The sequence below is a fragment of the Stenotrophomonas sp. 80084_Sma genome, from assembly GCF_056481995.1.
This window is the reverse complement of record NZ_CM151177.1, coordinates 1,653,561-1,667,256: the sequence shown is the minus strand read 5'-3', so window position 1 is coordinate 1,667,256 and position 13,696 is coordinate 1,653,561. Positions and strand designations below refer to the sequence as shown.

Annotated in this window: 10 protein-coding genes; 6 read left to right on the top strand and 4 right to left on the bottom strand. The window is 65.1% G+C overall.

Going from position 1 to position 13,696, the window contains the following annotated elements; all coding sequences use genetic code 11:
- Positions 1 to 170: 170 nt before the first annotated feature.
- Entirely contained in the window at positions 171 to 1,571 is a 1,401-nt protein-coding gene (locus tag ACZK3W_RS07760; protein ID WP_125893503.1) for a flavin-containing monooxygenase, read from the top strand.
- 39 nt (positions 1,572 to 1,610) lie between these two features.
- Here the strand turns inward: ACZK3W_RS07760 and ACZK3W_RS07755 are convergent, their stop codons facing one another.
- From ACZK3W_RS07755 to ACZK3W_RS07745, 3 genes are all read right to left on the bottom strand, one after another.
- A complete protein-coding gene (locus ACZK3W_RS07755) occupies positions 1,611 to 2,720 on the bottom strand; it encodes a polyamine ABC transporter substrate-binding protein (RefSeq protein ID WP_125893501.1) in 1,110 nt (369 codons plus the stop codon).
- 91 nt (positions 2,721 to 2,811) lie between these two features.
- On the bottom strand, positions 2,812 to 4,209 hold the full coding sequence (locus tag ACZK3W_RS07750; protein ID WP_049423285.1) for a glutamine synthetase family protein: 1,398 nt from the start codon (positions 4,207 to 4,209) through the stop codon (positions 2,812 to 2,814).
- Positions 4,206 to 4,967 carry a gamma-glutamyl-gamma-aminobutyrate hydrolase family protein gene (locus ACZK3W_RS07745; RefSeq protein ID WP_125893499.1) on the bottom strand — a complete coding sequence of 254 codons (762 nt, stop codon included), beginning with the start codon at positions 4,965 to 4,967 and terminating at the stop codon, positions 4,206 to 4,208. The genes ACZK3W_RS07750 and ACZK3W_RS07745 overlap by 4 nt, the downstream gene beginning before the upstream one ends.
- Before the next feature lie 161 nt (positions 4,968 to 5,128).
- Here ACZK3W_RS07745 and ACZK3W_RS07740 point away from each other — a divergent pair, with 161 nt between their 5' ends.
- The 3 genes from ACZK3W_RS07740 to ACZK3W_RS07730 all read left to right on the top strand — a co-directional run bounded on the left by ACZK3W_RS07740 (position 5,129) and on the right by ACZK3W_RS07730 (position 9,846).
- Complete coding sequence (locus tag ACZK3W_RS07740; RefSeq protein ID WP_125893497.1) at positions 5,129 to 6,406, top strand: NAD(P)/FAD-dependent oxidoreductase; 1,278 nt, start codon at positions 5,129 to 5,131, stop codon at positions 6,404 to 6,406.
- 51 nt (positions 6,407 to 6,457) lie between these two features.
- The gene (locus ACZK3W_RS07735) at positions 6,458 to 8,065 is read left to right on the top strand and encodes an MASE1 domain-containing protein (RefSeq protein ID WP_125893495.1); all 1,608 of its coding nucleotides are present in this window, start codon (positions 6,458 to 6,460) and stop codon (positions 8,063 to 8,065) included.
- Between the two features lie 191 nt (positions 8,066 to 8,256).
- Positions 8,257 to 9,846 carry an MASE1 domain-containing protein gene (locus ACZK3W_RS07730; RefSeq protein ID WP_125893546.1) on the top strand — a complete coding sequence of 530 codons (1,590 nt, stop codon included), beginning with the start codon at positions 8,257 to 8,259 and terminating at the stop codon, positions 9,844 to 9,846.
- 109 nt (positions 9,847 to 9,955) lie between these two features.
- On the opposite strand, the gene ACZK3W_RS07725 is transcribed toward ACZK3W_RS07730, so the two are convergent.
- Complete coding sequence (locus ACZK3W_RS07725) at positions 9,956 to 10,375, bottom strand: hypothetical protein (RefSeq protein WP_260467283.1); 420 nt, start codon at positions 10,373 to 10,375, stop codon at positions 9,956 to 9,958.
- Between the two features lie 346 nt (positions 10,376 to 10,721).
- On the opposite strand from ACZK3W_RS07725, the gene ACZK3W_RS07720 reads away from it, so the two are divergent.
- Both ACZK3W_RS07720 and ACZK3W_RS07715 read left to right on the top strand, forming a co-directional pair.
- The gene (locus tag ACZK3W_RS07720) at positions 10,722 to 12,257 is read left to right on the top strand and encodes an MASE1 domain-containing protein (protein WP_125893544.1); all 1,536 of its coding nucleotides are present in this window, start codon (positions 10,722 to 10,724) and stop codon (positions 12,255 to 12,257) included.
- Between the two features lie 95 nt (positions 12,258 to 12,352).
- Positions 12,353 to 13,696 carry a diguanylate cyclase gene (locus tag ACZK3W_RS07715; RefSeq protein WP_032127881.1) on the top strand — a complete coding sequence of 448 codons (1,344 nt, stop codon included), beginning with the start codon at positions 12,353 to 12,355 and terminating at the stop codon, positions 13,694 to 13,696.

The following is a 13,696-nucleotide window of genomic DNA, read 5'->3' as shown; positions in this document are numbered from 1 at the left end:
GGGGCCCTGGGAGTGTCGGTTTTCCCCCGCCATGGTGGCCTGTCCGCGCAAAGGCCCGGGCTCCCCTGGACGCCCCTGCGGTCGTCCCGGCCAGACACCACAGGCGACGCCTCGATCTGCAACGTTTTTCAGAACCGGATCTGTTGAAGGCCCGGGGCATTCCCCGCGCAATGGCCCGGATCAAGCCCCTGCATGGACCCATCCTGGTGACTTCCCCGGACCGCCCCTCCCCTTTCCCGCCCCGCATGCCGGGCTCCCTGCCTGCAACGCTGCCGCTGGTCATCATCGGCGCCGGCCAGGCCGGGCTGTCCCTCAGCGCGCTCCTGCAGGAAGCCGGCGTCGAGCATCGCGTGCTGGAGGCCGAAACCGTGGGCGCCAGCTGGCAGCGGCGCTGGGATTCGTTCCAGACCAACACCGCCAACGCGACGATGGCCCTGCACGGCCATGCCTATGCGGGTGACGACCCGGAAGGTTTCATGGGGGCCCCGGAGGTGATCCGGCGGCTGCGCGACTATGCCGACGAACGTTCGTTGCCGATCAGCGAAGGTTGTGCGGTTCAGCGGGTCACGCCCGAATCGGGCGGCTATGCCATCGAAACCAGCCACGGATTGATCCGCGCTGGGGCGGTTGTGGTCGCCACCGGCGAGTACCGGCGCGCGCGGATGCCCCGGGTCCCGTTCGCGCCCGCGCGGGGTCTGACGGTGCTGCACTCCGGCGACTACCGCAGCCCCCGCCAGCTGCCCGACGGCGGCGTGCTGGTCATCGGTGGCGGCCAGTCCGGCGCGCAGATCGCCCAGGACCTGCGCGACAGCGGTCGCAGCGTGCACTGGTCACTGGCCCAGCGGCATTCGCATACCCGCCGGCTGCGCGGCAAGGACTCGATGACCTGGTGGGACATGGCCGGGCGTATCCACCAGCATGTGAGTGAAGCGGCCGCCGTCCTGGCCGGAGAACCGGATGCGCTGCGCAAGGCCCGTACCGCCGAATTCCCGCTGATTTCCGGCAAGGGGCGTGCCGGCCTGGGCAGCTCGATCAGCCTGCTGGCGATGCACCGCGCAGGCATCAGGCTGCTGGGTCGGTTGCAGGGCTTCGATGGAAACGTCGCCCGCTTCGCCGATGTGCGCCCGCAGCTGCGCACCGCGATCGAGGCGACACGGACCGAATATGCCTATCTCGATTCGCTGGCCAGCGCGTACTACGCCACGCGGCCCGAACCGCGCACCGACGATGCCCGCTACATTCCCGACGAGGTCTATCTGCATTGGGAGCCGGACGCCGCCCCGCGTGAACTGGATCTGCGGACGGAAGGCATCCGTTCGGTGGTGCTGGCCACCGGCTTCGTCGCCGAATGGCCGTGGCTCGACGTGCAGGGCGTGCTGGACGCACATGGCTATCCGCTCGGCGAGTTCGGCGTTTCACCGCATCCGGGGCTGTTCTTCATCGGCATGCACAACCTGCAGCGGATGAGTTCGTCGTTCCTGTGCAACGGCGGTCGCGATGCACGTGACCTGTTGCCGGCGATCCTGCGGCACCTTGACCAGGGCGGCGGTACCGCGCCCGGCCAAGGATGAAGCAATCCGCCGGGCATGGCCCGGCGGCGCCAGACCGGCTTAACGGCCGGTCTTCACCTCGGTCCACAGCCGGGTGTAGAGCTTGTCGGTTTCCGGCGTGTTGATCGAGTACGTGAACATCTTCGCGGCCACGTCGGCCGGCGGGTAGATGGTCGGGTCGGTACGGATCGCCTCATCCACCAGCGGGGTCGCGGTCGGCACCGGGTTGGCGTAGTGGATGAAGTTGGTGTTGGCCGCGGCAACCTTCGGCTGCAGCAGGTAATTGATGAAGGCGTACGCGGCTTCCGGATGCTTGGCGTCCTTCGGGATCGCCAGCATGTCGAACCACTGCGGGGCGCCTTCCTTCGGGATCGAGTAGGCCACGTGCACGCCATTGCTGGCTTCCTCGGCGCGGTCGCGGGCCTGGATGATGTCACCCGACCAGCCCACCACCAGGCAGGTGCCGCCATTGGCCAGCGAACCCACGTACTGCGAGGAGTGGAAATTCTGCACGTAAGGGCGGATCGACTTCAGCAGGTCGGCCGCCTTCTGCAGCTCGGCCGGGTCGCCGCTGTGCGGGTCCAGGCCCAGGTAATGCAGCGCGATCGGAATCATGTCCGCCGGCGTGTCCAGGATGGTCACGCCGCAGTCCTTCATCTTGCTGATGTTCTCCGGCTTGAACACCAGGTCCCAGCTGTTGGCGATGTCGGTGCTGCCGCCGAAGCGCTGCTTCAGCATCTCCACGTTGTAGCCGATGCCGGTGGTGCCGATCATGTACGGCACGCCGTACTGGTTGCCCGGGTCCTGGGTGGCGATGCGCTTCATCACCGCCGGATCGAGGTTGGCCAGGTTCGGGATCTTGCTCTTGTCCAGCGGCAGGAACACGCCGGCCTGGATCTGGCGACCGAAGAAGTTCAGGGTCGGCACCACCACGTCGTAGCCGCTGTTGCCGGCCAGCAGCTTGGTCTCGACCATCTCATCACTGTCGAACACATCGTAGGTCACCTTGATGCCGCTCTCCTTCTCGAAGGTCGGGATGGTGTCCTCGGCGATGTAATCGCTGTAGTTGTAGACGTTCAGGACCTGGCTGTCCTGCGCGCCGCCGTTGCCACCGCTGCAGGCGGCGAGCATGGCGGAGGCCAGGCCGAGCGTGAGGATACGCAGCTTCATCGGGTGCTCCAGAATGCGGGAAGGGGGGCCGGCGGGGCCGGCAACGGGTGCCAGCCTACCCCCCGGCGGCGGATTTTTCTATTCCAGATGCTCAGACGTTCAGCAGCAGGAACTCGCGCTCCCACGAACTGATGACACGGAAAAAGGTCTCGTATTCCTTGCGCTTGACCGAGATGTAGGCACGGCAGAAGCGCTCGCCCAGCAGGGCCTGCAGCTCGCTGCACTGCTCCAGCCCGTCCAGCGCTTCGCCCAGCGAGCGCGGCAGGTTGTAGCCCAGTTCCTTGGCGCTGCCGGTCACCGGCGCATCCGGTGCCAGCCGCTCGCGGATGCCCAGCAGGCCGCAGGCCAGGGTCGCCGCCATCGCCAGGTACGGGTTGGCATCGGACCCGGCGAAACGGCTTTCCACGCGCATGTTCTCCGGCGTGTCCAGCGGCACACGCAGCCCGCAGGTGCGGTTGTCATAGCCCCAGTGCACGTTGCTCGGCGAGACCTCGCCGAACACCAGCCGGCGATAGGAATTCACGTTCGGCGCAAAGAAGGCCATCGCCTGCGGCACGTACTTCTGCAGGCCGCCCAGGTAGTGGCCGAACACCGGGCTGAACTCGCCCTCGGCATGGGTCTCACCGGCGAACACATTGCTGCCATCGCTCACCCGCACCAGGCTCTGGTGGATGTGCATGGCGCTGCCCGGCTCGTTTTCCATCGGCTTGGCCAGGAACGTGGCATACACCCCGTGGCGCATCGCCGCTTCGCGCATGGTGCGCTTGAACAGGAATACCTGGTCGGCCAGGTCCATCGCATCGGCATGGGTGAAGTTGACCTCCAGCTGTGCCGCGCCGGATTCGTGGATCAGCGTGTCCACGTCCAGCTTCATCGCATCAGCGTAGTCGTACATCAGGTCGAGAATCGGGTCGAATTCGTTGACCGCATCGATCGAGTACGACTGCCGCGCGGTTTCCGGACGCCCGGAGCGGCCGGCCGGTGGCAGCAGCGGGAAGTCCGGGTCGGTGTTCTTCTGCACCAGGAAGAACTCCAGCTCCGGCGCCACCACCGGGCGCAGGCCCAGCTCGGCGTAGGCCGCCAGCACGCGGCGCAGCACGTTGCGCGGTGCCAGCTCGTGCGGCTCACCGCTCTTGGTGTAGCAATCGTGGATGACCTGCGCGGTGGCATCGGCCGCCCACGGCACCATGCGCACCGTGTCCGGATCGGGGCGCAGCATCATGTCCGAGTCCGACGGCGAGGTCAGGTCGTAGTAATCGTCAGGGAACTCGCCGGTGACGGTGGTGGCGAAGATGCCTTCGGGCAGCCGCGTGCCGTAGTCGTGCGAGAACTTGTCAGCCGGAATGATCTTGCCGCGCGCGTTGCCGGTGATGTCCGGCACCAGGCACTCGACCTCGGTGATGCGCCGCTCCTTCAGCCAACGCAGCAGACTGCTTTCCTGCGGTGCGGGGGGCGTAGCCGTCTTGCGCGGGCGCGTTCGGGAACTCATCGGGAATCCAGTCGGTTCTGTTGGTGCTGCCGGCAAGCTTGGCCGAACGCACGGAAAATAGCGTGATAGAACGGCGAATCCATGACACGCCACTCCGGGTGCCACTGTACGCCGAGCACGAAATCATGGTGCAGGCTGCGTGCCGCCTCGACCAGGCCATCATCGGCCACGGCTTCGACCTGGAGCCCCTGCGCCAGACGAGCGATACCCTGCCCGTGTACCGAATTGACCTGCGTCCGGTCACTGCCGCTCCACCGCGCCAACCAGCCATCAGCGGCCAGGGTGACCGTGTGGGCCGGCCCGTACTGCACCTCCACCGGCGCCTGCGGGTCTTCGCGATGGTCGGCCAGACCAGGCACCGCGTGCACCTGCGGATGCAGGTTGCCACCCAGCGCGACGTTCAGCTCCTGGAAGCCGCGGCAGATCGCCAGCACCGGCAGGTCCAACGCCAGCGCTTCGCGCAGCAGCCCGAAGGCATTGGCATCGCGGGCCGGGTCGTGCGGATTGCCTGGCCAGCTGCGGCCGCCCTCGTAGTGCTGCGGTTCGATGTTGCTGACCGCGCCGGTCAACAGCAGGCCATCGAGCCCCTGCAGCCATTCGCCAGCCGGCAAAGGAGGCTGCAGGCTCGGCAACACAACCGGGGTCACCTCGGCCGCCTCGGCCAGCGCGCGCACGTACTTCTCGCCGGCCACCGCGAAGCGGTGATGGCCGAGCACGGTGCTGTCGGTGGGCAGGCCCACCCAGGGCAGGCGGCGCATGGGAAAACTCCTTGGCGTGCCGACACGTTACCCGTCGCCCGGCGAACGCGGCAAGTCGTCGCCGTCACACCATGGCCGTCACGCATCGGCGAAACTAAGCGCGTGAACGCTGATCGCCCTCCCCCGCTCCGCCCGTCCGTACTGCGCCCGCAAGGCCTGCGATGAGCGCCGCCTTCCCGCCCAGCTGGTACGCCGCCAGCTTGCCCGAGCCGCCCGCACTTCCCTCGCTGCAGGGGAATGTGCAGGCCGATGTCGCAGTGCTTGGCGCGGGCTACACCGGCCTGACCGCAGCACTGGAACTGGCTACGCGTGGCCAGCGCGTGGTGGTGCTGGACGCGCAGCGGATCGGTTGGGGCGCGTCCGGTCGCAACGGTGGCCAGGCGCTGGTGGGCTATGGCTGCGAGGTGGACGAGCTGGAGCGCCAGCTCGGCCGCGACGATGCACGCCACCTGTTCGACTGGTCGCGTGACGCGGTGCAGGCGATGCGCACCCGCATCGATCGCCACGGCATCGACTGCCATTGGGTGGAAGGCCATGCCAGCGTCGCCATCCGCGAACGGCATGAGCGTGAACTACTGGCCAACTGCGAGCACCTGCAGCGCCACTACGACTACCCGATGCAATGGTGGAACCGTGATGCCCTGCGCGCGCAGCTGGACAGCCCACGCTACCGCGCCGCGATGTTCGACCCGCTCAGCGCGCACCTGCAACCGCTGGCGTATGCACGCGGGTTGGCCGACGCGGCGCGCGCCGCCGGCGTGGTGATCCACGAGAACTCCGCGGTGACCCGCGTGCAGCGGGGACCACAGCCTTCCCTGCATACCGCTCAGGGCAGCGTGCGCGCTGCGCATCTGGTGGTGGCCGGCAACGCCTGGCTGCAGGGCCTGCTGCCCGTGCTGGAGCGGCGGATCATGCCGGTCGGCACCTATATCGGCGCCAGCGAACCGCTGGGTGCTGAACGCGCCCGGGCGCTGATCGGCAACAACATGGCCGTGGCCGACACCGCATGGGCTCTGGACTACTTCCGCCTCAGCCACGACCACCGGCTGCTGTTCGGCGGCCGCGCCAGCTACTCGGCCCTGCCCCCACCCGGCCTGCGCGGGGTGATGCAGCGGCGCATGCACCAGGTGTTCCCGCAGCTGGCCGACGTGGCACTGGACCAGGTCTGGGGTGGTTATGTGGACATTACCCGCAACCGCGCCCCGCATTGGGGTCGGCTGGACGGCAACCTGTACTTCGCGCAGGGGTTCTCCGGCCATGGGGTGGCCGCCGCCGGGCTGGCCGGCGAGGTGATCGCCGCCGCCATTGCCGGCCAGAGCGAGCGTCTGGACGTGTTCCAGCGCCTGCGGCACGCGCCCTTCCCTGGTGGGCGGCTGCTGCGGATGCCGCTGCTGGTGGCAGCGATGTCGTGGTACAAGCTGCGGGATGCGTTGTGGTAGCGGAACCCTTCCCGCCCACATAATCGGTGCAGGAGCTGGGGGAGCACGTGGATGCAGTGGTGGAAAGACGGCCTGCTGGTGAGGATACGGGTCAGCCCCGAGGGGCTGGTGCTCGCACTCGTCTATGCCGTCGCCTGCTGGGGTGCGCGCAAGCTGTCATTGGACCAGTTCTTCCTGCCTGCCGGCGTACGGGTGGCCGCATTGCTGTTGTGCCCGCCTCGACTGTGGCCCTACCTGCTGATTGGTGAATACGCCTACTTCGCGCATCTGCGCATCCCCCTGATCAGCAAATACAACCTGACCTGGGTGATCCTGGCCTCGGTGTTCCTGATGCCCGCCGTGATGCTGATCGTGCGCCTGCACCGGAAGCTGCTTGCGCGCACCACGATCCTCGGCGTGATCTCCATTGCGGTATGCGCCGCGACGGTCATCAGCCTGCTCAACCTGGGAATCTCGTACCTGCTCTGGGAGCCGTTGCAGAACGCATCATTCATCACCAACGTGTTGCGCTATGCGCTGGGCGACTTCACCGGCATCCTCATCCTGGCGCCACTCGCACTGCTCTGGATCCGTCGCGCCGAGGAGCAATGGACGCCCCGGTCAGTTGCTGCTGTGGCAGGAGCACTCGCAGCCATGCTGGTCGTTGGCCTGCAGGCGACTCCGGTACCTGCCTCGATCACGGCGCCTGGCTCGCTGCAGTTGTTGTTGATCCTGCCTATTCCCGCAATCGCCCTGACCTGCCTGCTGGGATGGCGCGGTGCGGCCATCGGTGTCGCCGCCGTTAACATGATTCTTGGCGTCAGCACCCCCGCCGACCATCCGACGGCATTCGACCCGGCCACTTTCGCTACCCAGCAGGCCATGGCCATCGCCAGCATCGCCCTCCTGCTGCTTGGCGCACGCATCACCCACTTCCAGAACCAGCACCGGTTGCGCGAGGAAGATGGCAGAGCGGCCCTGCAGCTCGCACGGAATTCACATCTGGCCAGCGAGATGGACCTGCGTGAGCGCGCGGCCCATCTGCGCCAGTTGGGCGATGGCATGGACCTGTCGCTGAACGAAATGGTGAACTGGCTGCATGCGCAGGGCCATCACGCCGTGGCCGACAGCCTGCGGCATACCTCGGAGGTGCATTCACGCCTGTTCCGGGCCCAGGCCAGCATGATCTATCCCGCCGCCCTGGAACGGCTGGGCTTGTACGTGGCCTTGCAGGCGGGTGGAGTGCGTGAGGCGTGGAATGCCACGCATCGAATCGGGCAACCCAGGTTGGTGGGTGATCCGTGTCAGCTCAGCCCCGGCTTGCAGCTGGCAGCCTATCGCTCGATCGTCGAAGCAGTTTCGATCCTCCTGGGCAGCGAGAAAGGCCAGCTCATGGTCCAGGCCCGCTGCGGGCAACGTGCCGGCCACCGCGGCATCGTCGTTGTGGTTGCGGCGATGGATCCGCATCAGACGCTGTCAACGGCAACCCTCGATCTTGCAACGTCCCAATTATCTGCTCGGATAACCGCCTATCGTGGTGCGCTGCATTGTGGCCGTAGGAGAATCAGGCTGATGCTGGTTGAAGCAGCCGATGCATCACAGGGCGAAGAGGCCTCGGTCTGGGGAACCGGTGTACCTGCCGGACTGCAGCCGCCCGGGACAGCCCCCCACTCTTTGTAGCCCGGTGAAAAATGCGATGAATATCACAACCTTGTCGTGACATTCTCCAAGTCTCCTTTTCGTATGTCCGCATCACGGATAGTAGGGTGAGATTGCGCCCATCTGAATCTATCGATACTGTCGCGCTGAAGGGAGTGCGTCATGTATCGACTGGACAGCGATAGTGTTCGACGAGCAGGGGAGGCTTGCGTTTGAAGTGGCTGAGAAATGGGTTTGAGCTGAGTTTCCGTATCCGCCCGGCAGGCCTTGCGCTGGCGGTACTCTACGCTGTCGCGTGCTGGACCACCTGGCACCTTTCCGTCGATCAGTTCTTCCTTCCGGCTGGAATCCGTGTTGCGGCGCTCTTGCTGACCCCGAAGCGAATGTGGGCCTATCTGGTACTTGGCGAGTATGCCTACTTCGCCCACATGCGCTATCCGATGATTGAAGATTACGGAATGGCCTGGGTCATTTTCGGATCCGCATGCCTCATACCAGCAGTGGCGCTGATCGTTCATCTTCATCACAAGCTGATTGCTTCCACTACCGAAAGCTGGTTGCTTTCGATCGCGGCATCCGCTGCGCTGGTGGCCACTGCTCTCAAGCTCGGTCTGATTCACATGCTGTGGCCAGTTCCGCCGAGCATGCCGTTCTACACGAACGCGATGCTCTACGTGCTCAGCGACTACATTGCAATCCTTACGGTCGCGCCCCTGGCGCTGCTCTGGATACGCCGACACAGCGGCTATGACTGGACGACCTGGCGACGCCGACCGACCATCGCAGCCCTCACTTCGCTGGGCATGCTGGGCGCCCTGCTGCTCCAGGTCAGCACGGAGGATCACTCGGCACGAGCAACACTGCAGTTGTTGCTGGTGCTGCCAGTCATCGCACTGACTTGCATGCACGGTTGGCGAGGGGCGGCTGTGGGTGTTCCTCTGATGAACATCATCCTCAGCCAGACCATGCCAACCACAGGTCTGCCCGGGTCATTCGACGAGACCACTTTCTTCACCCAGCAGATCATTGCCATCACTAGTACAGCGCTTATCGCGCTGGGACCGCGCATCACCCATCATTACAATCAGCGCACACCTGTAGCGATGTCAGCATCGCGGGTCAATGCACTCTCGCGCTCGGCGCATCTTGCCAACGAGCAGGACCTGCGCGAACGCGCGCTGGGCCTGCGCCAGATTGCAGATGACATCGAAGAGGCTCTGGGAGAGACAGTGCAACAACTCAAGGCCGATGGCCATGAAGTTCCTGCGTCTGATTTGCTCCGCACCTTCTCGCAACGCTCACGACGATTCCGTGAACTGACCAGTATGGTCTATCCCACGGAGCTCGAGCATGCAGGCCTCTATGTCGCCTTGCGTGCCGGGGGACTCAGCGAAACCTGGAACGCCAGCCATCGCATCGTCCGTCCGATACTTGGCGGGGATCCATGCCAGCTGAGCATGGGCCTGCAGCTTGCCGCGTATCGCACCTTTGCCGAAGCCGTATCCCTTTTCCTGAAGGACGAATCCGGCCAGATCCAGATCAGCGCTCGCTGCGGTCGCTATAGAGGCGTGCACGGTATCGTGCTGAGGGTCGCGCTGCTGGACCGACATCGCACACTCGCCTCGCGAACCATGGAGAGCGCCATTGATCGCCTCTCTGCACGCGTGCACGCCTATTCCGGACGCGTGCAATGCCGGGGCCACCGCATCACCATGGTGTTGCTGGACACTGCAGGCGAGGCCGAGCGCGGAACACTTCCATACAAGCGAAACGACATTTGCGAGACGCCCGCGCGCCAGTGATCGCAGACGGACGATCGATAGCCCAGGCGACGCCTGTGGCTCGCCCCCCGCAGAGGTGTTTCCTCGCTCTGCGAAGCAAGCCACAGGCAGGCCACCTGTATTCAGCCCGTCATTTGCTACTGACCTCGCGCTCGACGGACCAGACTGCCCCACGGCCCTCTCCATAGACGACCAGAGAAAAATCAGGCCCGCGGAAGACAACGCTGCGGCGAGCATTCTTCGGTATCGCCAAAGGTTTGGACGGCAACGACACGCGAGCTACGGTCTTGCCGGCCGGCAATGCCCAGAACGTCGATTCGATGTTGGCAACGATCAGATTGACCTGGCCGGTCAGATCATTGACCTGGTAGTACGACACTCCATCCCGCTCGAATGCGTAGACAAGCCATGCGGGATCTGAACTCAGATCAAGCGCCGCAGGCTGGCTCTCTCCCAACCCAGCCGTTGCCAGTGGTACACCCTGCCCTCCGCCGGGACAGCATGCAAACGACAGCGCAGGAACGACCAGCAGCGCAGCAGCGGCGCTCAACTTCGACAACCGGGAAAATCTCACAGGCATCTCCATGATTGAAAGGTGGACAACATCAAGGCAACACAGGCGCGGCCTTGGTAGATAGTGCAATATCCCCTGAGTGCCCCCCTGGCGACGTGAACAATCTCAGGACACGCTTCCCTGTCAGCATACTTGCGCCGCTCACAACCCCGCCGTTCGCATCACTCGCCCTACGTGGATACGGACAACGGCGGAGTTTCTGCCAATACCGTTGCACACCCCGCGAAGTACCGCTACTTTCGCCGCTGGACCGTTACCGCCCCGAGGGAATGTGAGCGTTGCTCGCGTACCAGCCCATCCGAGATGGAGCGCCGTGAAGAACATGGCACTAGCCGGCATTCCAGTGCACCCGGCCGGGCTTCTCTTGGCTGCCGCGTACGCTATTGCCTGCGTTTCCGCCCGACAGTTTTCCCTGGACCAGTTTTTCCTTCCCGCCGGTATCCGCGTGGCAGCGCTTTTGATCGTTCCACAACGCCGATGGCCTTATGTATTGCTGGGAGAATTGGGCTACTTCGCATATCTGCGCATCCCTACGATCGACGAGTACGGTCTGGAATGGGTCATCCTGGCGTCCACGCTGCTGATGCCGATGGCGATGCTGGTAGTTCACCTCCATCTGAGAAAAACCATATCCGAGGCAGCCACCGGATTCTGGCTGCTGTCCCTTTCAATCTCGGCAGCGGTTGCGGTTACCGGCCTCAACCTGAGCCTTTCTCGCCTGCTGTGGCCAGTTCCTCCCCCGGACACCCTGCTGGATGCTGCCGAAAGAGTCGTATTTGGTCATTTTGCCGCGATCATTACCATGGCCCCCCTGGCCCTTCTTTGGGCCCGGCGGCGCTCCGGTTCTCCATGGCAGAAGAGGTTGCTCGTTCCATCCCTCGTGGCCATTGCTCTGATGCTGGCCCTGGGGCTGTGCATGCAGCTGATTTCGACGGATGCCCATTCGACCCGTACCCACCTTGTGCTATTGGCGGCACTCCCAGCCATCACCCTGACCTTCATGCATGGATGGCGTGGCGCTGCCATCGCGATTCCACTGTTGAACCTTCCACTTCATTTCGCCACCCCCAGCACCGGCCTGCCGGCCTCGTTTGATCTGGGCACGTTTTCCACCCAACAGAACATGGCGGTGATGAGTGTCGCGCTGCTTGCGCTCGGTTCCAGCATCAGCTATCACCATCAGCGCGCCCGATCCCGCGGTCTGGCCGAGGAAACGACGCTGCGCCTGACACGCAGTTCTCACCAGACCAGCGAACGTGAGCTGCGTGAACGGGCCGCCCATCTGAAGCGTCTGGGCGACGGCATGGACAGCTCGCTCGTTGAAATGGTCAGCTGGCTCAAATCGCAGGGCCATCATGCCGTGGCGAACAGCCTGCAACACGCGTCATCCGTGCACTCACGTCTGTTCCGCGAGCAGGCCAGCATGGTCTACCCCACTGGATTGGAACAGGTCGGGTTGTACATCGCGCTGCAAGCAGGCGGCGCATGCGAGATCTGGAACAACACGCATCGCGTCATTCCGCCCAGGCTGGCGGGTAACCCCTGCCTGCTGACTGTGGATCTGCAACTGGCCATCTACCGCTCCTTGATCGAGGCGGTGTCACTGCTGCTGGAGCTGGAGACTGGGCAGGTCTGCGTGCGTGCCCGAAGTGGCCAGGCGGGCGGACGTCGCGGCATCGTTGCTATCGTGAGCCTGCTCGACCGTGACTGCACGCTGTCGACACGCACCACCCAACAGGCCGTCGAGCGTCTGGCCGGACGGATGCTTGCCTACGGCGGAACGGTCCACTGCCGGGGCAATCGCCTGCGACTGGTCCTGCATGAATCGATCACCCACACCTCGCCAGCGGCGGCCTGACACGGGATCTGGCCCGGCGCGCAACGTTCGCCGCTAAAGTTACACCCGAAACCGCCGCTATCCGTGCCGAGCCCTCCTTCGTGAGCCACCGCATCATGCCCGTCCTGCCGCAGGCCGCCGTCGATGGCGACCTGGCCGATCCGCTGCCGCAGCGGATCCTGCTGGTCGAAAATTCCCGTGCCTTTACCGGCATGCTGCGCGAAGCCATCGAGCAGCGCCTGGAACTGCCGGTGGTGATCGCCTCCACCCTGGCCGAGGCCGATCGCCTGCTGAGCGAGGGTGGCGGCTGGTTCCTGGTGCTGACCGGGTTGGTGCTGGCCGACGGCGACCGCGATGCGGTGGTCGAGTTCTTCCTCAAGCGCGACCTGCCGACCGTGGTGGTCAGCGGCGTGTACGACGAGGACCTGCGCAAGCGCGTGCTGCAGCAGCAGATCATCGACTACGTACTGAAGAATACCCCCGGCAGCATCGACTACCTGGTGTGGCTGGTGCAGCGGCTGGAACGCAACCGCCGCATCGCGGCGCTGGTGGTGGACGATTCCCCGTCCGCGCGCGGCTATGCCGCCGCCCTGCTGCGCATGTATGGCCATGAGGTGCACGAAGCGGCCGATGGCAACGAGGGCCTGGCCGCGATCGAGGCGCATCCGGCGATCCGCCTGGCGGTGGTCGACCAGGAGATGCCCGGCATGCAGGGCGTGGAATTCACCCGCCGCCTGCGCACCCTGCGCTCACGCGACAAGGTGGCGGTGATCGGCATCTCCGGCAACACCGACGCATCGCTGATCCCGCGCTTCCTGAAGAACGGTGCCAACGACTTCCTGCGCAAGCCATTCTCGCGCGAGGAATTCTTCTGCCGGGTCTCGCAGAACGTGGACCAGCTGGAACTGATCGGCACCCTGCAGGATCTGGCCACCCGAGACTTCCTTACCGGCCTGCCCAACCGCCGCTGCTTCCTGGAACAGAGCCAGCGCCAGCTGCCGCAGCTGCAGCTGCATGGCCAGTGCGTGGCGGTGGCGATGATCGACATCGACCACTTCAAGCACATCAACGACACCCACGGCCACGAGGCCGGCGACGATGCGCTGCGTGCGGTGGCCGGTGCGGTGGCCGCGCATGCACGCAGCCAGGACCTGATCGCACGCTTCGGTGGCGAGGAGTTCTGCCTGCTGGTGCCGGACATGGAACAGGACGAGGCACTGCAGTACTTCGAGGAACTGCGACAGCGCATCGCCGCACTGGAAGTGGACATTGGCACCGCGACGCTTCGCATGACGGTCAGCATTGGCCTGTGCTGCCTGCGCCCGCAGCGTGATGCGCTGCATCGGCTGATCTCCGAGGCCGACCGCCAGCTGTACCTGGCCAAGGCCGGTGGCCGCAACCGGGTCAGCTGCACCACGGTGGCCAGCCCGCTGCGCCCGCGCGAGCCCGCCCTGCCCTGA

Coding starts and splice junctions, on each gene's coding strand:
- ACZK3W_RS07760 (WP_125893503.1), top strand. CDS start 171: ATGGCCCGGATCAAGCCCCTGCATGGACCCATCCTGGTGACTTCCCCG.
- ACZK3W_RS07755 (WP_125893501.1), bottom strand. CDS start 2,720: ATGAAGCTGCGTATCCTCACGCTCGGCCTGGCCTCCGCCATGCTCGCC.
- ACZK3W_RS07750 (WP_049423285.1), bottom strand. CDS start 4,209: ATGAGTTCCCGAACGCGCCCGCGCAAGACGGCTACGCCCCCCGCACCG.
- ACZK3W_RS07745 (WP_125893499.1), bottom strand. CDS start 4,967: ATGCGCCGCCTGCCCTGGGTGGGCCTGCCCACCGACAGCACCGTGCTC.
- ACZK3W_RS07740 (WP_125893497.1), top strand. CDS start 5,129: ATGAGCGCCGCCTTCCCGCCCAGCTGGTACGCCGCCAGCTTGCCCGAG.
- ACZK3W_RS07735 (WP_125893495.1), top strand. CDS start 6,458: ATGCAGTGGTGGAAAGACGGCCTGCTGGTGAGGATACGGGTCAGCCCC.
- ACZK3W_RS07720 (WP_125893544.1), top strand. CDS start 10,722: ATGGCACTAGCCGGCATTCCAGTGCACCCGGCCGGGCTTCTCTTGGCT.
- ACZK3W_RS07715 (WP_032127881.1), top strand. CDS start 12,353: ATGCCCGTCCTGCCGCAGGCCGCCGTCGATGGCGACCTGGCCGATCCG.